At 51.3% G+C, this 20,932-nt stretch carries 18 protein-coding genes; 7 read left to right on the forward strand and 11 right to left on the reverse strand.

Annotated elements, in window-relative coordinates:
* The 6 genes from MCON_RS05875 to MCON_RS05900 form a co-directional block, all read right to left on the reverse strand.
* The gene (locus tag MCON_RS05875) at positions 1 to 1,377 is read right to left on the reverse strand and encodes a TraB/GumN family protein (RefSeq protein WP_157863692.1); all 1,377 of its coding nucleotides are present in this window, start codon (positions 1,375 to 1,377) and stop codon (positions 1 to 3) included.
* Positions 1,304 to 2,401, reverse strand: coding sequence for a site-2 protease family protein (locus MCON_RS05880; protein WP_048131983.1), 1,098 nt, complete (start codon positions 2,399 to 2,401; stop codon positions 1,304 to 1,306). Before MCON_RS05880 ends, MCON_RS05875 begins: the two co-directional genes overlap by 74 nt.
* Before the next feature lie 146 nt (positions 2,402 to 2,547).
* A complete protein-coding gene (locus MCON_RS05885) occupies positions 2,548 to 3,153 on the reverse strand; it encodes an aldolase (protein ID WP_013719101.1) in 606 nt (201 codons plus the stop codon).
* A gap of 4 nt (positions 3,154 to 3,157) precedes the next feature.
* The gene (locus MCON_RS05890) at positions 3,158 to 5,047 is read right to left on the reverse strand and encodes a S8 family peptidase (RefSeq protein WP_232844352.1); all 1,890 of its coding nucleotides are present in this window, start codon (positions 5,045 to 5,047) and stop codon (positions 3,158 to 3,160) included.
* Positions 5,028 to 6,176 carry a sulfurtransferase gene (locus MCON_RS05895; protein WP_013719103.1) on the reverse strand — a complete coding sequence of 383 codons (1,149 nt, stop codon included), beginning with the start codon at positions 6,174 to 6,176 and terminating at the stop codon, positions 5,028 to 5,030. The genes MCON_RS05890 and MCON_RS05895 overlap by 20 nt, the downstream gene beginning before the upstream one ends.
* A gap of 54 nt (positions 6,177 to 6,230) precedes the next feature.
* Entirely contained in the window at positions 6,231 to 7,748 is a 1,518-nt protein-coding gene (locus tag MCON_RS05900; RefSeq protein ID WP_157863693.1) for a right-handed parallel beta-helix repeat-containing protein, read from the reverse strand.
* Positions 7,749 to 7,934: 186 nt separating this feature from the next.
* Here MCON_RS05900 and MCON_RS15125 point away from each other — a divergent pair, with 186 nt between their 5' ends.
* Together MCON_RS15125 and MCON_RS05910 are read left to right on the forward strand one after the other, a co-directional pair.
* Entirely contained in the window at positions 7,935 to 8,522 is a 588-nt protein-coding gene (locus MCON_RS15125; RefSeq protein ID WP_013719105.1) for a CBM96 family carbohydrate-binding protein, read from the forward strand.
* A gap of 101 nt (positions 8,523 to 8,623) precedes the next feature.
* Positions 8,624 to 9,862 carry a cytochrome c biogenesis protein gene (locus MCON_RS05910; RefSeq protein ID WP_162145002.1) on the forward strand — a complete coding sequence of 413 codons (1,239 nt, stop codon included), beginning with the start codon at positions 8,624 to 8,626 and terminating at the stop codon, positions 9,860 to 9,862.
* A 28-nt stretch (positions 9,863 to 9,890) separates the two neighbouring features.
* On the opposite strand, the gene MCON_RS05915 is transcribed toward MCON_RS05910, so the two are convergent.
* Positions 9,891 to 11,075, reverse strand: coding sequence for an RNA-guided endonuclease InsQ/TnpB family protein (locus MCON_RS05915; RefSeq protein WP_013719107.1), 1,185 nt, complete (start codon positions 11,073 to 11,075; stop codon positions 9,891 to 9,893).
* A 49-nt stretch (positions 11,076 to 11,124) separates the two neighbouring features.
* Here MCON_RS05915 and MCON_RS16065 point away from each other — a divergent pair, with 49 nt between their 5' ends.
* The 3 genes from MCON_RS16065 to MCON_RS05925 all read left to right on the forward strand — a co-directional run bounded on the left by MCON_RS16065 (position 11,125) and on the right by MCON_RS05925 (position 14,263).
* Positions 11,125 to 11,265 (forward strand): hypothetical protein, encoded by a 141-nt coding sequence (locus MCON_RS16065; protein WP_157863694.1) that lies wholly within the window; start codon positions 11,125 to 11,127, stop codon positions 11,263 to 11,265.
* A 35-nt stretch (positions 11,266 to 11,300) separates the two neighbouring features.
* Positions 11,301 to 12,488 (forward strand): bifunctional 5,6,7,8-tetrahydromethanopterin hydro-lyase/3-hexulose-6-phosphate synthase, encoded by a 1,188-nt coding sequence (locus MCON_RS05920; RefSeq protein ID WP_013719108.1) that lies wholly within the window; start codon positions 11,301 to 11,303, stop codon positions 12,486 to 12,488.
* Between the two features lie 209 nt (positions 12,489 to 12,697).
* Entirely contained in the window at positions 12,698 to 14,263 is a 1,566-nt protein-coding gene (locus MCON_RS05925) for an IS1634 family transposase (RefSeq protein ID WP_013718494.1), read from the forward strand.
* A 237-nt stretch (positions 14,264 to 14,500) separates the two neighbouring features.
* On the opposite strand, the gene MCON_RS05930 is transcribed toward MCON_RS05925, so the two are convergent.
* Both MCON_RS05930 and MCON_RS05940 read right to left on the reverse strand, forming a co-directional pair.
* Complete coding sequence (locus MCON_RS05930; RefSeq protein WP_013718487.1) at positions 14,501 to 15,559, reverse strand: IS5 family transposase; 1,059 nt, start codon at positions 15,557 to 15,559, stop codon at positions 14,501 to 14,503.
* Between the two features lie 277 nt (positions 15,560 to 15,836).
* Positions 15,837 to 16,022, reverse strand: coding sequence for a hypothetical protein (locus MCON_RS05940; protein WP_013719109.1), 186 nt, complete (start codon positions 16,020 to 16,022; stop codon positions 15,837 to 15,839).
* Between the two features lie 93 nt (positions 16,023 to 16,115).
* Here MCON_RS05940 and MCON_RS05945 point away from each other — a divergent pair, with 93 nt between their 5' ends.
* Positions 16,116 to 17,420, forward strand: a complete 1,305-nt coding sequence (locus tag MCON_RS05945; protein WP_013719110.1) for an alkaline phosphatase family protein — start codon at positions 16,116 to 16,118, stop codon at positions 17,418 to 17,420.
* A gap of 585 nt (positions 17,421 to 18,005) precedes the next feature.
* Here MCON_RS05945 and MCON_RS05955 read toward each other — a convergent pair.
* Positions 18,006 to 18,452 (reverse strand): DUF3795 domain-containing protein, encoded by a 447-nt coding sequence (locus MCON_RS05955; protein WP_048131988.1) that lies wholly within the window; start codon positions 18,450 to 18,452, stop codon positions 18,006 to 18,008.
* Between the two features lie 239 nt (positions 18,453 to 18,691).
* Between MCON_RS05955 and MCON_RS05960 the strand changes: the two genes are divergently transcribed.
* The gene (locus MCON_RS05960; protein ID WP_232844353.1) at positions 18,692 to 19,378 is read left to right on the forward strand and encodes a DUF169 domain-containing protein; all 687 of its coding nucleotides are present in this window, start codon (positions 18,692 to 18,694) and stop codon (positions 19,376 to 19,378) included.
* 97 nt (positions 19,379 to 19,475) lie between these two features.
* On the opposite strand, the gene MCON_RS05965 is transcribed toward MCON_RS05960, so the two are convergent.
* Positions 19,476 to 20,420: a hypothetical protein gene (locus tag MCON_RS05965; protein WP_157863695.1), complete on the reverse strand. Its 945-nt coding sequence runs from the start codon at positions 20,418 to 20,420 to the stop codon at positions 19,476 to 19,478.
* Positions 20,421 to 20,932 lie beyond the last annotated feature (512 nt).

Below are 20,932 nucleotides of genomic sequence, written 5' to 3' on the forward strand. Positions count from 1 at the left end.
TTAGATCATTCCGCTCAGAGCTTCTATCACCATGCCTGGCAGCTCGGTCGGATTGATCAAATTCATCACCTTCCAGATGACATAGACCCCGATGAAGGTGCCTGCCATGGCGCCGAGATTGGACAGCGATGCCACCAGCAATACCTTGAAGAGGCGGTTATTCATCATCTGGCGGAAGCCTTCCGCCTGGGGAAGCTCTTTTAAGTCAGAGACGGTGGGCTTGATCTTCCAGGCCTCTACCATGCCCGCAAACCAGCCAGCGGCCACAAATGGATTGAGTGTGGTCATCCAGGCGATGCCGAATGCCGTTAAAACGGAGAGCGGATGGCCTCGGGCCAAGATCACCCCCAGGGCGGATAGAGTGCCTGTTATCACAAACCATATGGCAAAGGCTAAGACCAGGCTTCTGCTGGATTGAGCGGTGATCACTAACAGGGCAATCATCACCAGTATGGTCAATGTCACCACCGCGCCGAATACCTGGGAAAAGGTGATCTTCTTTTTGGCCTTCACATTCAGGCTCTCTATGGCGGGAATGGCCTCGGGGTTGCTAAGATGCCTCTCTATTCCCTCCTTATGGCCAGCCCCTACCACTGCCAGCACCCTGCCTTGCCTGGAGAGGCTGAGCAGATTTCGGGCCAGGTATGCATCCCTCTCGTCGACCAGAACGCTGGCCGCCCCGGGAGAGATCTTGCGAAACTCGCCTATCATCTGGGATACGACATCATCCTGAGTGATGTTATCGATATCGATCTCCTCTTCCTCCCCCCACAAGGCCCCCTGGATCAGGGATCCGATCAGCCTAATCTTGTCGAAGAATCCCATAGCCGACCAGAAGCGTTGAATGGTAATTCCCACATCCCTGTCCACCAGAGCCACCCTGGCTCCAGTGCTCTGCGCTGCCCTAATCGCCGCCAGCATCTCCGAGCCGGGCTTGACCCCCATCTCCTGACCGATCTTCTGCTGCATATAGGCAAGGAGCAACTGCACCAGGAACACGTAGAGCTTTCCGCCACTCAACAGCTTGCCGATCTCGATCTCAGACTTCTCCTCCTGTCCGGTCAGGGCTTTGTAGCGAGAGAGACACAGCTCCACTGCCACTATGTCCGGCCTTGTCTCCTCGATCCTTCTGACCACTTCCAGAGCGCTTTTCTCTGAGACATGCGCCGTTCCCACTATGGTTATCTCGTGGGAGAGGCCCTCAGTCAGGTCGGCGCCAGCATCAGGCTCTATTATCCTGCATGTCGGCTCCGGGCAGTCTTCCTTTGCTTCCGTCTTATCAAAATCCAAATCGATTACCTCTTCAGTCCTGCCCCGAGCATAGCTCGATGGCCCTGACCAGGTCTTCTCTGGAGACGATGCCCACCAGGCGGCCATCAGACATTACAGGCAGCCGGCGGATATTCATCTTGTTCATCATCATCATCGCAGCAGATGCCTCCTCTGAAGGACCGATCACATATAACTTTCTTGTCATAACCTCAGCCACTCGGGTATCTGCGTGATCCACCTGGGGAACCCTCTGCAGGTCCGAAAGGGTCACCACACCGATCACTTCATCACCGGACATGACAGGATAGCCCCGGTGCTTCTCCTCGAACATATGCTCTTTCAAGTCCTGCAGGGTCATATCCGGGTCGACGGTGTGCACATCATCTGACATTATATCCATGACCCTCGTACCCTCCAGGCTCACGCTGATCTGGGTTGCCTTCTCCTCCTCTGAGGCTCCGACATAGACGAAGAAGGCCACAAAGAGGAGGATGAAGTTGAAGGAGAATAAGCCGAGGACGAACATGATGATCGCGAAGAGCTTTCCAATGCTGGCCGCCCGCTGGGTGGCTTTTATGTATGGCATCTGGGTAGCAAACCAGGCCCGCAGGAGACGGCCCCCATCCATGGGAAAAGCGGGCAGCAGATTGAAGAGCATGAGGATGATGTTCAAGAGGCCCAGCATCCAGAGCATTATGCCAAGAGGGCTGCCTTCATCCAGCAATGTGGCGAGGAGAATTCCCATCAGACCCAGGATGCCGCTCACTGCAGGCCCGGCGAAGGCCATTTGGAGCTCCAGGCGGGGATTTCTAGGTATCTCCTCCATGGCAGAGACCCCTCCAAAGAAGTAAAGGGTGATGCTCCTTATAGCGATTCCATTCTTGAGGGCGATATAGCTGTGCCCCAGCTCATGAAGGGCCACACAGGTGAAGAGGACCAATGAGAATATCAGAGAGTAGGCCCATCTCAGGCCGGCTGGCTCGATCTCGCCAAAGCCATAGCTCCTCCCCAGGACCTGCTGGCTGAATGAGGCAAAGGCCCAGGCTATGTAGAGGATGACCAGCAGAAAGGACCAGTGCAGCTGCACCGGTATTCCCATGATCTTCCCTAACTGCAATGAAGAGTTCATCATGTGCTAGTATCACCCAAACATTAATAGGTCTTTTGATAATTTATGGCGCAAATGGTGGGCACCACGCAGAAAGCAATTTTTATTAATTTATTAAGTGAGCGGGTAGGAGAGTGGGGGTTCAGTGTGGATTCTAAAAACTAGGATTACCCGCTCGATTTAAAAGTGTGTTGGTTAAGATATAAATTTTTCCCCTGGGGGTAGCAATTCACCAGATATCTCACCAGAGAGCTATGCTCCACCATGCAGGCTGCGGTATAGGCCTCCATCAGGGTCCCGCCTGCAGCAAATACGCCATGCCCGCGGGCGATGCAGGCCATATGGGACTTAAGGGCTAAAGATGCGGCCTTAGCGAGCATATCGGTCCCCAGCTTGCCCTCGATTATAGGCACCTCTCCCAGAAAGAGAACGCCCTCGCTATCAATTGGCTCCACCTTCTCCATTTCCACCATAGACAGGACAACCGCATATGGAGAATGGGTATGGATGATGGCCATCTTCCCAGTATTCAGGTAAATCGCCCGGTGAACGCAGGTCTCTATGCTGGCAATCTTATCCATCTCACAGGGATTCTCTAAGCTGACCTCCACCACCGTGGACGAATCCAGCTCGTCGAGCATCGATCCCGTAGCGGTGATGAATATCCTGCCATCCTGGCAGATGCTGATATTTCCGAATCGAGAGCTTGTGAGTCCTGAGGAGACGACCTTTCTGCCAAACCGCGCGATCTCCTGCCAGGCATCGCTCGTCATCTCATCACCTCTCCAGCAGACGGAAAGGGACGGCTATTGACTCCATCTCCCCAAATCCACCCACCAGATCGACGGATATCTTATAATCCCCGGCCGTCCAGAAGCTCGTCTCCCAGCGGGCGGAGTATATGCCGTTGCCATCCAGGTCGTCCATGGGAATCTCCAGATTTCTGTCCGGCCCGATGATCTTGGTGTTTAAGGACTTGATCTCTCCGGAGGCTTGGGCCTCTACCATCACCGGCTCGCCTTCTGTGGCCTCATCCCGGTTCAGCCTTACATCGACCAGATCCGGAGGATAAAGCTCCTCTTTCGGGGCGTTGATGCTCTTGAGGGCTCGGGTCAGGTTGAGAGCTCCATAGCCATAGAGGTTATCCTTTCCCTCCTGCCCCAGCTCATCTGCGGTCTTGAGCAGCAGCCTCTTGATATCTGCTGGTTGCAGTTCAGGATTCGCCTCCAGCAAAACAGCTGATGCTCCGGAGACTTGAGGAACAGCCATTGATGTACCGCTCACTGAGCTCAGGCCATTCTTGGAGCCGGCCAGGGCGGAAGGGACATCAACTCCCAGGGTGACCAGGTCCGGCTTGATCTCTCCGGTCAGGGTCGGGCCGCGTGATGATTGTTCGAATATCAATCCGGTGCGATCAATGGCCCCAATGGTTATCACCTTCTCTGCGCCACCGGGCATGACAATGGAGGAGGGCGAAGGCCCGGAGTTTCCAGCGGCGACACACATGGTCAGCCCCTCCTCGACCATCCGGTCGCAGGCCTCGTCTAGCAGAGATGCTCCATCAGAAGGCCCTTCTCCGCCCACGCTAAACGATATGATCTTTATCCCGTAGCGATCCCGATTATCCAGGCACCAGTCCAGAGCTTTAAGAGCATCGGATAGATAGCATGCTCCATCCCGGTCCATAACCTTGATCACCACAAGTTCCGCTCCCGGCGCTACCCCCATGCCCAGGTCGCCGGCGATCAGGCTGGCGCAGTGTGTGCCATGGCCGTTGTCGTCATAGGGTTCTGTCTGATTGTTCACGAAGTCCTGGAATGCGACGATCTTACGAGAAAGAGCCTCATGATCGGCATCTGCGCCGGTGTCGATCAGAGCCACAGTAACCCCCTCGCCTTTTGGGCCGGAGATCTCTCTGGGATCGTCTATGATCGAAGGCCCAGGATTCGGGCTGCTCATGCTGGCAGCAGAGAGCACGGTGAGCTTCTGATCGGTGTACACCCCTCGGACGCCGTCGGTCTTGGCGATCTTTTCCAGGTTGTCCGAGGAGACGGTCATTGCGCTCCCGGGCAGGACTTTGAACCTCTTCTCCAGAGAGGAGCCGACGCCGGTAAGGTTCCCTTTAAGGTCGTCCTCATGAAGCACAATGACCTTCAGGTCTTTGGCTTTCTGCTCCTCCAGGCTGTCTTCTATTCCATTGCCATTGAGATCCCTGGGATCGCGGATGGTGATCTTCTTGGACTCGTCCTTCGCCGCATTGCCGAACTTGTCTACGGCGATGATTGTCACATTGTAGGTTCCAGCAGGCATATTGGAGCCGCAATAGCCGGTGAAAGTGCCATCTCGGTCTAAATCTATCATGAGGTTCATCCGATTGCCTATATCAGCATAGACCATTCCCAGGCCGGAAGGATCATGGACCCGGGCATTTATCTCGCTCCTGGGATCGCCTGTCTTGAGAATGGAGGGGCTCACGCTCACCCCATAGATGACCGGAGCAGCGCCATCGTCGACGCTTGGTCTGAGGCGATTTTCGTACTCCTTCTGAAACCAGGCGGTTGCCTTATTGTTCTCCAGGGCATTTTGTATCGGAAAAGCGGATGCGTAGCTGACCAGGCTGAGCAGGAGAACAAAATGGAGGATATGGCTAGGATTCAATGGTCTCACTCTTAACTCCAGCTATCCTTTTCGATATTCTTATATTTGCTGGTGTCATTTCACCACTGGAATGATCCGCCTTCCAGTCCTGCCAGGCGTAGACCTTGGCGTCGTAGCCAAGAAGGGAGAGGGGCAACCAGATCATGGAGGCCTTGACCCCGGTATTGGTGTAGACCACCACCGGCCTTTCTCTTTGCAGATCTGAGAATATCTCTTCCAGCTCTGACTGATCCTTTATCTTCTTGCCATCCAGAACGCTTGTATAAGGAATATTGATCGCTCCTGGTATCGACCCTGCCTCAAAATCCCTACCCGTTCGGGCATCGATTATCTGGGGGATGCCGCTGCAAACGAAATCATATGTTGCCAGAAGATCGGCATCTATAGCGGGAGTATAATTCCTGGGCGCAAGGCGTGCAGGCTCAGACCAGGTGGGATTCGACGCTGCCACCCAGTCGTCTATCCCCCCGTCCAGGAGCCTGACATCCTCATGCCCCAAGAACTTCAGCATCCAGAAGACGTAGGTGGCTGCTGAGGGGCCGCCGCCGCAGGGCTGGCATTCACCATAAATGATGATCGAATCGTTCTCGGACACGCCTGCCTCCCCCAAAATCCGGGCCATCTCGCCGATCGGCTCGAGCCTTCCTGCAGGATCGATGAACCTGTCATAAGGAATGCTTATCGCTCCTGGAATGTACTCAGTCGATCTGGGGCTGATATCGATGATTATGTCGGAGCTATCTAGGATTTTGATCTCTTCTGGTGAAATCAAAATTGTGGAAAATCCCATCCCCCGGGCCATATCGGATCGATTGCCCTGATATTTCTGCAGACCGTCCTTGGGAGCAGAAAGGTTCAGATCCAATCCCCGCTCCCCATTCTCTCCCCACAGTGACGAGCAGTTGGATGAATCGGATTGTGCTCTGAGCAGGCCCGGATGGAATGGCATCTGAGACCATGCCCCCACCTCACCCAGGAACGAAGCCCACTGTTGATTGAGCGGATCCTGCTCTGCGCTCGAGCCAGCGGCTTTGCAGGATGCGCACTCCCCGGCCACAGGTGATGCATTCCATATGATCGCCATCATGAATAAGGCTGCCAGCAACAAGCTGCAGCCTGCGATTCTGATAACTCTCATGGCAAGCCTCTTGAATTTCTCAAACTTCTCATCTCCATACTATGCAAGTGCTCATCAGCTCCTGGGGGTGACGGAGAAACTTCCTAACGTCTCCTCCAGTTCGAATCCACGAACATCATTTACCCTCAAGACCAGGTCGTACTCGCCCGGATCGAGCAGGGCGGTGGAGAAGGATCCCTGATATGCATCCCCAGAGGCTACCAGGCGGCCGTAGCCCTTTGCCTCTTCTCCCGACTGATATGCTCTAACCGTCAGCTGGTTGAGGTCATAGAGAGCCTCCATACGCACGGTGACCTTTATATCGTCTCCCACTCTGGCCTGGGTGGGATTAAGAGCCTTATCGATGATGGAGATCTGCCGGACCTGATCGCCCATAATGGGATAACGATCTAAGGAGGAACTGTCTATCTCATAGGGCAGGTCGCCAAATCCATCCGCACCCAGAACATTCTGTTCCGGTCCCTGGTAATCATCGCTCCCATGGTAGTCGCTCCACAGGTTGCCCCCCAGCGGATAGCTGGCATTCCATGAGTTCTCTCCTCTATCCTCCGCCTGGATCACATTGTAACTGATCTTATTTCTGTAGATCAGGTTCTGGCTCGAATCCAGGAAGATGCCGGTCTGGCTGTCCGAGATTGTGTTATCGATGATGGTATTGCCGTTCGAATTGCTCTGGATCTGCAGGCCATAGCGCCCATTTGCCTCTATCAGATTGCCGGATATGCTGTTATATCCAGAGTCCAGGAGGGTCAGGCCGGCGACTACGTTCTCGATCATGCTGTTATTTCGGATCAGGTTATCAGTGCAGTCGAAGCGGAGGTCCAGGCCGGAGTTGGTGTTCCGGGAGAGGTCGTTGTATTCTATTATGTTATTGCTGCAATCTGTGAACATGTACAGGCCGTACATATTTCCTTGAAGGACGTTGCCCCGGATGGTGTTATTGCTGCAGGAGGGGAAGAGGTTTATGCCGTAGGCGCCATTGCCATAGGCCACATTATCAAGGATCAGATTGTCATTGGAGTTGGAGAGGTATATTCCATACCACCCCTCACCCCCCAGTCCGTTGAAGCTGGCGTTGTTTCCCTGGATGATATTGCCGTCGGAAAAAAGGAGGGCAATCCCTGGCTGGGTGCACCGGATGACGGTATTGTTGGCCACAGTGCAGCCCCGAACGTTGTTCAGCTTTATGCCATAAAACCCATTCCTGACGAGAAAGCCGGATATGCTGACATCGCTCGCTTCTATATTCACGCAGGCGTCCCTCTCTCCCGCCTGGATGACTGCCCCATTGCCTATCAGGTTCAGGCTCTTTCCTATGGATATCTTCTCGTAAGTCCCCGGAGCCACCAGGAGGGTATCGCCAGGCTGGGCGGCGTTGATTGCCGCTTGCAGATCGGAGCTGACGGTTATGGAAGCAGCGCTGGCAAGGGAGGCGATCAGCATAAAAGAATAAATAAGGGATACCGCCCAAATGGTCGAGCGACCTATGCCGCGCGAAGGATGATATGCATTCGATAAAGCCGGAGCATGGCATTTCCCCGTGGCACTGGGATGGGTTAATGATGGTTTCATTTTGAGGCTCATAGAGATCCATCTATTGATGATCGATCTATTTTATAAAGATTCATGGCTCATATGGGTTTAGGATAGGGGGTAAAAAGTCTTAGGATCTTCTAATATAGGCTACATATGAAGGTAAGCTTTTTTATCAATTGAAAGGTATATGCAGTGTTGGTAAATTCAATGGAGGAATAGAGTTTGAGATACTGGCTTGCGATTATTGGCGCACTTCTCCTGCTGGCGGCCGCCTGCAGCGCAGGGAGCTTTGAAGCGAAAATCGATGTGGATACCTACGTCAATTCTATTGAAGAGGAAGAAAGCTATGGCGATAGCGATCTACTGTGGGTGTCTTCCCAGGACGATGACGATGATGATGCTTCTATAAATGAGACCTACCTCAGCTATGTGAATCTCTTCGGATCGCAGGGAATCTTCAATCCGGATCAGATCAAATCTGCTACTCTCACCCTTAACGTCGCCCGGGTGGATGACGAGGGCGAGATCAAGGCTTACTTCCTGGAGGGAGCGACATTAAACACCCTGACCTGGAAGGATAAGGCAGAATATGACCTTGATGTCTCATCAGATTCCGTTGAGATAGATGAGGCAGAGGATGTGATTGAGCTGGATGTAACACCCATAATCAAAAAGGCGGTCGAGGTCTGTGCAGAAGGGTGCCCCTACAGCATAGTCCTGGTCGGTGAGGATGATGTCTCTGTGGCATTCGTGTCCAGTGAGGCATCAGATGAGGATATGCCTGTCCTTGAGTACGTAACTGAAGAGTAAATGAATCTGGCAGATGGAGAGGGGATTTTCGCCCCCTTCCCGGCCAGACTCATCTGTTGAGGACCTATTTTTTATATCACTTCCATGCCATAAGGGGACTGATGCCACCGATCCCTTCCAGAGGGCCTTTCTTTATCATTCCTGCCGGGAGAATCATTGGAATTCTCTTATTTGTGGGCATTGCGATGGCCTCCCTCTTTGGCTGCATCCATGCGGCAGGCGGCGAGGGTGCGGACGGCGGAATCGGTTCCTCCACCAGCCAATTGGCCCTCGTGGAAGGATATGCATCGGGCGCGGACCCGGTAGAGGTCATAATCATCATCTCGCCGGGATGTCCCAAATGCGCCGCTGCTGAGAGGACCCTGGAGAAGGTGGGCCAGACGGTGCCACTTAATGTCAGCAGCTATTACTATTATACCGATGAGGGCCACCGAATAATCGATCAGCTTAACGCCCGGGATATTCCAGCCATAATCATCGGGACCGAGGTCATAGACTACAGGGACTATGGAGGAGACGCATCCATCCTCGAGAATAAGGCTCTTCGGGCCCTGCACAATCAGAGCCAGAGATCTGAGACTGCTCCCTCTATAGGCTTTCCAGGCAACACTAGCCCCATCCAGCAGCGGGAGGATGCTCTGCCCGGATACGATCTGCAGGACCTCTCCCTCTCCACTGCCCTGGCCGTCACTGCTGGTGGGTTTGTGGCCGGCTTCAATCCCTGCCTCTTCGGCATTCTGGTCTTTCTGGCGGCATCCATCCTCTCAACCTCCGGAAAGAGGCGGGAGCTGATCATGATGGTGGTATTCTTCTCCTTTGGCATCTTCTCCATGTACTTCCTCTTCGGCCTGGGAATGCAAAGGCTATTGCATTCTGAGGCTATAGCTGCCACATTCCGCTACGCTTTGACTGTGCTACTCCTGGCTGCGGGCTTATCTCAGGTCATCGATGCCATCCTTTTAAAGCAGGGAAAGGCATCGCTCTTCCGGACGGACTGGGCGCTGCAGTATTTCCAGGCGGGAGTGGAAAAGGGAAGGTTTAGCTCCTACTTCCTGGCGGGGGCGCTCTTCTCATTGGTTAAGATCCCCTGTGTGGGCGGGCTTTATCTGGCCATACTGGATCTCATCTCCGCCAAAAGCTACTTTGTCGGCGCCGCCTACCTGATGTTCTTCAACCTGGGGGTGATACTGCCAATCATTGTGGTGGGGGGATTCCTCGCCCTGGGAATGAGCCCGGATAGGGTGGACCGCTTCCGTAAGGATCACCGGGTGGGAATGAGGCTTTTTACCGGGCTGATGCTCCTGGTGCTGGCTCCTCTCATCTACTGGCAGATAATCTGAAACCTCCAAAACCGGCAAAAGGAGTGAACTACCGCGTCCTGAAGGGCGCGGCTTCCCACTTCATCGCCAAAACTTGCATCAATGATATGTGATGTAGCGGTTTTGGCTCTATGGGCGCTACGGGCTGTTCCATCCCTGAGATTAGTATGTTCCTGGAAGCATTGTAGTCTCGATCACATGAGAATCCGCAATAGGGGCACTCATGTACTCGTACCGACAGATCTTTTTCTGCGATGCTTCCACAAGCAGAACACCTTTGAGTGGTGTTCCTGGGATCTACTTTTATCAGCTTCCGACCAGCACTTTGAGCCTTATACGAAAGCATGAATACGAACTTAGACCAGGATGCATCATGGATGCTGCGATGCATACCATTATTATGGCCTTTCTCTTTCAGACCTTTGATATCAAGATCCTCAACGCAAATGATATCAAAGTTATTGACATAGGTCCGAGATAACTTATGCAGGAAATCATCTCGTTGGCAATTGATTCTCTTATGCAGCTTCGCGATTTTACCCTTGAGGGACTTATAATTATTCGATCCCCTCACCGCTCTGGCTAGCCTTCGTTGCAGTCTTGCCAGTTTATCAGCAGATTGCTTGGCACATCTTGGATTCTCTATCTCATTGCCAACGGAGTCAACCACGAAGGAAGTCAAACCGACATCCAAACCTACTGCTTCCTCGGTTTCTGGTAACGGCTGTGGTTCCTGATTGGCCTGGACTATGGCAAACCATCTCTCGCCTTCTCTCTTGACTATGACTGCTTTGATGCATCCTTCGATCTTTCGATAGATCTTGATCCGCATGTCCCCGATCTTGGATAGATGCAATATGCCATGATCTTGATCGATTTTGAAGCCGGATTGGTTGTAATTCAGGGTGTCATACCATCCATATCCTTTGAAGCGAATATGACCGATCTTCCGACCGTTCTTCTTTGATGCAAAGAGGCCTTTGATGTTAGACCAAAGAGTGTAATTCACCATCTGAAGAACCTTGGAATAGACTTGGTTGAGTTTTGGATTCTCAAGCTTCAGAGAAGGAATCATATTCTGAGTATCATAGGTCTTGAGCTTGATGCCTTTTTCTTTTGCTTCGTTCAGGTTTTGGAGAAGCCGATTATAGAGCCACCTACAAGCATCCAAATTCTCCGCTAACTTCCATTGAGTGATCTTGTTCGGGAATATGGGGTACTTGTAGCTGATCATCAAACGAATACAGTTATGGATACCTATACTTATATCAGCTGAGGGCGGCGTGAAAGTAATCATGGCAAAGGACTCCGCTTTCATCCTGTTGCGACTTCGTCGCAACTTCCCCGGACTCGCAGTCCGGGAGACCGCCCCAAAGGATGGGGACTTCCCGCTTCGTCCTTCGCAATCCCACAAGTTAAAATAGAGAGATTGCTCACTCGGTGGGCGAGGTGAATCTTTTTGTTTTTGGTCGGAGAGGCTCTCATAGGAAAGGGGCCTGAGGTAGCACATATCGATCTGATTATAGGGGAGAAGGAGGGCCCGGTGGGAACGGCTTTCGCCTCCGGTCTCACCCAGCTTTCAGCGGGGCATACCCCTCTCCTGGGGGTCATCAGGCCGAACCTGCCGCCTAAGCCTTCTACCCTTATCGTTCCTAAAGTGACAGTGAAGAACATGGACCAGGCGGCTCAGATTTTTGGGCCGGCTCAGACGGCAGTAGCCAAGGCAGTGGCAGATTCAGTGGCAGAGGGTGTCATTCCCAAGGATCGAGCAGAAGAGCTGCTGGTCATTGTATCCGTTTACATCGATCCCAAGGCTACGGATTACGATGCCATCTATCGCTATAACTACGGGGCCACCAAGCTGGCGGTGGCTCGGGCCATGGCCGGGTTCCCGGATATCGATAAAGTCCTCTATGAGAAGGAGCGCTCCACCCATCCCATCATGGGGTTCAGAGTCACCCGTCTCTGGGATCCGCCTTATCTGCAGGTGGCCTTCGACCTGGTGGATGTGGCCGAGGTGAGGCGCGTCCTCTCTGCCCTGCCGGATAGCGACCACATCTTAATCGAGGTGGGGACCCCCCTGGTCAAGATGCTGGGGATGAGCGTTGTGAAGGAGATTCGCGCCATCCGGCCGGGGGCTTTCATCATCCTGGACCTCAAAACGCTGGACACAGGCAACCTGGAGGTGCGCCTGGCTGCGGACTCCACTGCCGACGCGGTGGTCATATCCGGGCTCGCTCCCAAGAAGACCATTGAGCTGTCCATCAATGAGGCCAGAAAGACGGGGATCTACTCGATAATCGATATGCTGAATGTGACTGACCCGCTGGCGGTGCTCAAGGGGCTGGATGTCCTGCCCGATGTGGTCGAGCTGCACCGGGCGATCGACATGGAGAAGAGCGCCCATGCCTGGCAGAACATCCCCGATATCAAGGCCCTGGCCGAGGAGGGAAGAAGGCTTCTGGTGGCGGTGGCAGGAGGAATTCGCACCGATACCGAGGGTGCTGCCCTGGCGGCGGGGGCGGACATCCTGGTGGTGGGCCGGGCGATCACCCGATCCCGGGACATTCGCGACATGGCCGAGCAATTCCTGACCGGCCTGAAGCAGACGGAGATCGACCAGTACAGGGTCATGACCGACTTTTGAGATCCTGGATTGGTGCGATCCAATTTTTTTTTGCATGTCGTCACGATTAGGGCATCACAGCTCGGATAATACAAAGAAATTCGAAATACAAGCATCCACGCATCAAATCCTAAACTCCGCCTTGTGCAATAACCATTTTTCTCGCTGAATCCTTCTGCCCGCGGATTGACCGAAGGTTATTTATACTATTATGGTTATTACTCTTAGCTATGACATATCTGGTCAAGCAGAAGATCCGCGGGCGGACATATGCTTACGAAGCCGAAAATTATTGGGATCCAGAGAAGAAACAATCCCGGCAGAAACGGCGATATCTTGGCGTTTGGGATGAAGCAACAGGCCATATCATCCCGAAAACAGCAGAACGAGATGTCAAGACAACGAAATCGTTGGGCCCGGCATATCTTCTGGATTCGGTAAGTAGTGAGATTCAGCTCAGAAAGAAGCTTTCAGAATCGTTTGGCGAAGATGGCGATATAATTTTGGCCATGGCAATGAGCAAGCTGCTTCATCAAACCTCTCTTAAGAATTTAAACACCGTTCTTGATGACTCGTTTCTGCCAGAGATGTATTCACTGAAAGAATCCTTCAGTTCCCAATGGCTGTCTAATTTTCTGGAGCGATTGGCCACAAAAGAAAAGTCCATGAATTCGTTCTATAATTCTTTGATCGCCGGCGAGGATGAGACGCTGATATTCGATATTACATCGCTCTCATCGGCTTCCCGAAATATCGATTGGCTGGAGTGGGGATACAATCGCGATGGTCTTGACCTGCCCCAAGTTAACCTCGGCCTGGTTCTCTCATTGCATCGGCATCTGCCCCTCTATTTCAAACTGTTTCCAGGCAGCATCAGCGATGTTGTGACTCTGAAAAACCTTGTAGCTGAGGTCAAAGCGCTTGGAATATCGAAGAGTCTATTCATCTTGGATCGCGGATTCTACAGTGAGAATAATATAAAAGAAATGAACGACGCGAATATCGATTTCATCATTCCTCTTCCTTTTAGCGTCAATGTCGGCAAGGGCTTGATCAGTGAGACGAATAGGGAAATTGAGAGCCCAGCTAATGCTAAAAGATTTGGTGGCGACATCTTCTATGTCCTGGAAAGTGAGATTCAAATTGGTTCTGTCGATGCCTATGGATATGTCCTGTTTAACAAGAAGCGGGAAGGATTAGAGACAAATTCGTTCTACAATCGATTAATCGATATCGAATGCGCCATTGACGGAAAAGAGTTCCGAAACCCTATCGACCAATTCAAGCGGACAGCAGGAAATTTTGAAAGATATTTTGAGTACACTCTGGAAGGCAAGAAGATTCATCTTAGCAGACGAGTGAATGCAATATCGCAGGCTGTAAATCGATTTGGAAAGACAATTCTACTTTCTTCATCAAGACGAAACTGGGATGAGGTTCTTTCTCTCTATCGAGAGAGAGACGAGGTCGAGAAGAAGTTCGATGATCTGAAGAATGAACTTGAGGTTATGCCTCTGAGAGTGCAGAAGGTCGAAACATTGCAGGGCTTGCTGTTCATCTTCTTCATATCGCTGATACTGAGAGCGATTTTGCTCCGGAGGGCCAGGGAGGCGAAGCTGCTCGATAAGAGTTCTATCGAGGAGATTCTGATGGAATTGTCAAAGTTGCGAGCAGTTAAAGTCGGTGGAAAGTGGAGGCTTACAGAAGTCTCTAAAAAACAGAGGATGATTTTGGAAAAGATGGAAATTAGCGTGCCTGTTGAGGCAAATATGGTTATTAAAAAGGGCGGAGTTTAGGTCAAATTCGACCATATATTTTGTGTGCTTGCTCAATAGTCATAATGTCCAAGATCTTGACAATTTTTTCATCTTTGAGGGTTTCGATTTAGCACCAATTAGAAGAGCTTTAAATTCCTGCGTTAATATTTTCAATCTTTATGGTTGTTTTTAGGTCAATTCATCCATTATGTAGCCTCTTTTTCTGCATTTTGCCTTGCTTTTTCTCTATTCTCTCGTGCACTTTCATAGCCTCCGCTATGTTGAAGGAACACGCCCTAAATATTTCAACTGCTCTATGTTGTAAACGATTGAATTCATCATGAATTTTATCCCTGCTCTGGCGATAGTCGTTACAGAAACATGACCTGCATTATGGGCTCGTTTCATAACCGCAAAACATCTTTCGATTTGCGATCGCTTTCTACTGATCCTTTTATTTCTCAGAATGTCTTTGATTCCCAGCTTATGACCTCTTGCAGCTTTTTTCATCGCAGCATCGTATCCTTGTGTCTTGGCACCGCTATATCCTTTATCGGCGTAACGTGGTAATCCATTGATTCCAAGGTCCACCTGACTATCATGAAGAGATGCTGTTGTTGTCTCGATTTTTCGGATAAGATGGTACTCGGTATCGATTAGAATATGGCCCTTATAACCGAAAAATGATTTGCTGCCCTTTTTTGCCCAAGTCCCCTCATTTATTGGACCATCATCGAGTCTCTTTGGTTTGGCATTGCTGCTAACGATATTATTAGAAATATTGAGCAAGTCTTTATCAAAATCAGGAGTCGGTCTCGCCTTGATGGCTTCTAAATTGGGATCCTTTTTATCTTGGTCTTTCTGATCTTTTTTATTCCTCTTTTGCCCTGGATCAGATGTTATGAAAGTAGCATCCTGAATTGTGCCCTTCTTTACGGCAAATCCTTTCTCATCAAGCTGATTCTGGAGCTCTTTCCAAAGATCCTCGTATCTGCCACATTCGATCAGTCGCTCGCGAAATAGCCAAACTGTGCTGAAATCTGGAATCACTTCTGTGGTGCCAAGAAAAATTCGAAATGAGATTCTGTCCGTAACTTGGCGTTCCAGTTCTGGGTCTGATAAACCAAACCAACTCTGAAGTACAAGTGCCTTCACCATAATTACAATATCAATGTTTGGACGACCTCCACGGCTAGTTTTATTCTTATAGATCAATGGTTCTAAAAATCTGAATCGATCCCAATTGATTAAAGAGTTAATATCGGAGAGATCATCGCCGAGAGCTTTAACCCGAGAATATTCTTCTCGCATGGCAAAATCTATGAGCGTCCTCATACATCAAATATTATGATATTAATAGTATATAAACATTTCGATTGATTAGTTTTTCGAAACCCTCCTTTATATATTTTGTAAAAAGCGGTGTATGACCTTGAAATATGCAACCTATAAATATCTTCATGGTCCTTTCGCTGAATAATTTCTTTGTCTCCCTGGCCAGGAAATGGATTGAATGCAAGTGTTTTGCATTTTTCGACCACGATTCGGTGGCTCTTAGAGGGCAACGAGTTGATGAACTCCAAAGCATCCTTATCGATAACAATATGAAAGGCTACCACGGAAGCTCCACAAACTCACCCTCTTTCTCAATCTTTTCCATATCTCTGAATAGTCTAGCCTTCTTTCTCTCTTCAATCATCTCTTCAAGGAGTTGAGAATAGGTCTGTCCTGCCGACTTGAGCTCTGACAGCTCAATCCATACGGCTTCAGTTACAGGGATTCTTTTTGTAGCAAGCATGGATAATGTTGTAAGGATTGTAAGTAAATAGAGTTTTCCCTAAAAGCGATACATATGAAAGATTTTAATATTTAGCTGACTAAGCCCGGAGGGATGATCCGCGCCCTCCTCCTCTTGCTGCTGTTGCTGCCCGGCGGCGCAGCCCGGGACATCCAGCTGGGGCCCATGGCTCAGCCCGCGGGCGCAGTTATACTGGTCATAGACGGCCTGGGTTCATCTTACGTCTATCCGGAGCACAATGCCTATGCTCTGGACGGCTCGCCTCTGGATAAGGCGGTGCTATTCAACCTCACCGGCGGTGGGGCGCGGGCGGTGGATGTGCGAGTGCCAGTCCCCGAGACCACAAAGAGCCATTCCGTTCTTGTCACCGGCAGATCGGAAGCGGACTGGGACCAGCTCGGCCACACCATCTTCGACCTCGCCCGGGAGGAGGGATATTTATGCCTTGCCATTATGGAGCGGGGAGACTCTATGTCGATCATGGAGGATATGGATGCAGTCCTTTACCTGGAGGATAACGCCCTGCAGGGCGCTGAGCCCACACCGGGATTTCGGCCCGATGCTCCAGAGGGCCTGCGTACCCTCTTTCAGGAATGGCGGGACAGATTCGCTGGATATTCCAATCGTGAGGGCATGGCAGGCTATGCCGGCTACAACGCCTGGGCACTGGATGCGGCGGCGGATACTGTAGAGCATCTCATAGGAAAGCCATTCATCATGCTGGTCAATGCCGGAGCGGTGGACAGCGCCGGCCATAATCTGAACGCCAGCGGCTACCTGGAGACGGTGCAGGCCCTGGACGGGCCACTGGGCCGGCTGGTTTGGGCCTGCAAGAAAAACAACGTCCTGCTGGTGGTCACCGCTGACCACGGCATGGTCTTTCCGGATAGGGAAGGAAAGGGCGGCCACTCGGCAGAGAAGTACGCCACCCGGCTGGAGGCATTGCGGGTCCCTCTGGTCTTTCAGGGACCGGGAATTGAGGAGCTGAACCTTGGCGGCCAGTGGTCGGAGATGGATGTTGCCCCCACAGTGCTTGCATTGCTGGATGTATCCTCGAATACATCCTCTGAGGGAGTGGCTCTTCCGGTCAGGAAGGGAGGCATTCTGCGAGTTGCTGGCGCGCCAGCAGGGGTAGAACTGTGGGGGCAAGGGACCTGTCTGGCCAATGCCTCTGGGGATAACGAGTATATCTTCCGGGGTCTTGAGTGGGGAGAGTACACTCTGAAGGCTGGAGGGCAGTCCTGGGATGTGCTGGTGGATGGGGATGATACCATAGACCTGGCAGGAAAGGCGACCATGCCAGTGGGTATGAGGCGAGCTTTTGGAGTGATCATGATCCTGGTCATAAACCTGGGGGGAATGGCGACCATTTTGAGGATCTGGCGGCGCTCTGAATGAATAAGCCGCTCGCTTGAAGAATGATTCGCTATTCAAATTGGTTAAGTAGTGAAAAGGAGAAGGCTAGGAGAGATTTAGAGAATACCATGGCATTGGGCCTGCAAAATCAGTACAGTCGATTCTCGGGCGGGTCAACACCGATCCACAATGTCCTATTTCCAGGAGCCAGTACCACCAGGGTGGCAGGCCTGACCTCGCCCAAGATCTCGACATGATGCTGCTTTTAAGGCGGTACAGCACTGGACTATCACGCAGCGTCCATCTCGCGGGAGCCCGATTCACCGAAGGATGCCGGGCCTGCAATTCGCCTCTTTATCAGCATCTGTCATGTCCTGGCGGGCATGAACTACGACCCAGCTTTTGGGCATGCCTCAACGCCCATCATGGCATGCATATTCGCATCTATTTGCAGGGATGCTCTTCTCGATCTATCTTCGGGCAAAAGAGCCCAGTCGGATTGCTGGATCTCTGGTTCTTGCAGCGCAAAACACGACTTGTTCCTATAGGCACGATTAATACATATAGTTTGTGCCTTGATAGGTGAACTTCGAATCTCCGCTCCAGTCGTTCCTCCTATCATGCCCCTCAGGGCATCTTTGCGGTCATCTTTTTGATGTACTCCTCCTTAGAAAGACCGCGGTTCTCGTTCAGCCTATCTTTTATCATCTGGCCTTGATCTCTGAGCCACTCGAACTTGGTGCAGCCCTCCAATTCTTCGCAGGAGCTGCATAGGTCGTATCCTTTCTCTCGAGCGCAGATCCTTATGGTGCAATCAGGTGGACCTCCGCCGTTCTCGCATCCTGCGCAGCGGGCATAGGTCTCCATCCAGGCCAGGCCCAGATCCACTGCCGCCCAGTCGATCGCCTCTCCCCCAGGCACAAATGGAGCCCAGTTTGGAATATCGCATTCAGTGATGTGCTTTCTGGTCCGGCTTGCGGACTCGGCTACTATGCTGCCTCCCAAGGGGCATGAGCCGCATAATATTCCGCAGGGTCCGGCCTGATTTTCGGCGCTGTTCAGCCTTTCATCCATAAAATGTACATTGCTTGAAATATTCTTATATTCTTCGGCCTGATGACATCCTCCAGGAATTCGCATTAAGGCGAAAAAGGGTGTTTGCGGGATAGAGGAAGTGCTGCCCAAGCGATCCAGGCGGATATCAATGCTCTCTTAAGGATGAAGAGCATTTGATGGGATGCATTCCAGAGCGCAAGCTCCAAATTCCATGCCCCCCACTTAAATTCCGGTGTACTATGATGAATCTTGAAGAGATGTCGGAAATATTGAAGTCCTCCCTGGGAATCCGGGATAATATCGTAGGCGTAAGGCTGTTCAAGAGTGAGGAGGAGATCCCACAGGACCTTAAAATCGTCGAGAGGCCCTTCCGCTACTGCTCAATGATCCAGGGAGCGAGGCGAGAGGGAGTTAGCTATCTCGCTCATGCCGACTATCACCAGTGCAAAGGCGGTGCCTCGGGCCTGGGCCTGCTGGAATGCCCGGAGAACATCCGCACCGGAGCCCTGTACTTTGACAAACTGCACAAGTGCTCCACAAAAGAATCGGGAGCGATGATAGCAGCCAATATGCCCCGCATCCTTCCCGGCAGCACCGTGGCCAGCTATGTGGCCCCCCTGGACAAGATGAGGGTGCGGCCTGATGTGGTCATATTCGTGGGAAATCCACTTCAGGCAAGGAGGATCGTTCAGGCGGCGATGTTCGAGAAGGGGGGCAGGATGAGCTTTAATACTGCAGGGATTCAGTCCTTTTGCGTCGATGCCACCAGCTCACCCTACCTGAAAGGAGAGGTGAATGTATCACTAGGCTGCGACGGCTCGGTGAGGAACGCCGGCCTGGAGGACGGGGAGCTCGTGGTGGGAATACCCTACGACATGATGGAGAAGATCTGCATCATCCTCAAGGAGAACTATCAGGGCTGGGACAAGTTCATGCGAGGATGAGGATCGGATTTCGTCTCTTTTTTTCAGATAATTTTTAAATTTATATTTTTTAAATATTATTTAAAAAGAATGGTTTAATTTAAAATTTAAATCCTGGCTACACATTGATTATCTTTTGCATTCCCCGAGGGAAGTAAATGGTATTCAGGTAACTGTACTGGCCATCGTAGACTCTTATTTCATGGTTCCGATCGCCAGCCACCCCAAAGATGAACCTCCCATCCAGGGCGTCTCCTCCGGTGCCCTCTGTGCCGATAAATGTGCCGTCAACGAATACCTGATATCCGCGCATCTCCTCCGATATTATCGTCACCTCTACGTCGGCTGGAGATGGTTGCAACTCTGGAGGCTGAACCTGACTTCCGGGATAGGTGGATAGAAGAGGATGCTGATATGGTGGCTGGTAGTAGCCCGTAACATCGATGACGACCGAATTGCTGACCAGACCGTCAATTGTATAGAACAGGATGTGCTGGCCGATGGAATCGGCATAAAAGTCCATCTGATTGTACCCTGGATAGAAGTAGAATGAGTTCTTATTCAGATTTCCATCAGGATTTATCTCATACAGGACTCCCTGGCCGCCGGCGGATGATATGACAATCAAAGAGAGAGCGGATCCCCCTGGAGCTTTTGCATACTGAGTCCAGCTGGAGGAGCCCTGTATCCACAGCGAATTGTCGCCGGTGTAGGTGGCATAAGACCGATATTGGTCAAATGGCATGGCATTCATCTGGTAGGTGAAATATACCGTGGCTGGGGTCAGATCCTTGATGTCGCTCTTTTTTGGAGCTTCAAGATGCTTTCTGGCAGAGGAGGCTTTAGCCATCGAGTAATACTGAGCGTATATGGAATCGGAATCTTTGGATGGTGGATCGCCACCGATCCATTTTTCACCGATCCCAATATTGAAAAGCATCTCTGCTCTTGCTTCGCCTGGCCTCAGCTCTACGCCCGGTCCATCCGCAGCCCAGGCACTTCCCGCCAGCGATATGACGAGAATAAATAAGTAAACGAAGACTAATTCTCTAATCCGTTTCATATCAATCACCATATACAATGCTATCGAGAAGCTGCTGCTTTTGCCCGTAGCATATCATCAACACTTTTTCATCAGATCCAAGTGAGGGTTACTCATGGTACCTCTTCTGAATCCATGATGAAATGGCGGCCCAAAGATAAAGCCTTATTCTTCACATTAGGCCTATATTGACAATCAATCCCAATCCGGAAAGAAAAACTGCCATGCTGGAATGGGAGATTAATTCTCAATGGCCTTCCCTTAATCTGCACGATCCAGCTTTCTTTGCCTATGAATGATGAAGAGAGGGTGGCAAAAGTCAAGTGTATGGAGGGAGAGAAAATAAATCGACTTTTGCCGTTACTATATACGGCAATTGTTTATATTTAAGGCTTTCTCTCCCGGAACGATCAAAGCTTCACCTCGGAAGCCTGGCGTTTGGCAGGGTGAGAGAGGACCGCTTCAGACGCCCGATCCTTGGCAGCAGGAGGCTTTCTCCTCTGGAGCACCTGGAGCTAGATAGAAACATTGAA

Origin of the sequence: Methanothrix soehngenii GP6, from assembly GCF_000204415.1 — an archaeon.
Lineage (GTDB): Archaea > Halobacteriota > Methanosarcinia > Methanotrichales > Methanotrichaceae > Methanothrix > Methanothrix soehngenii.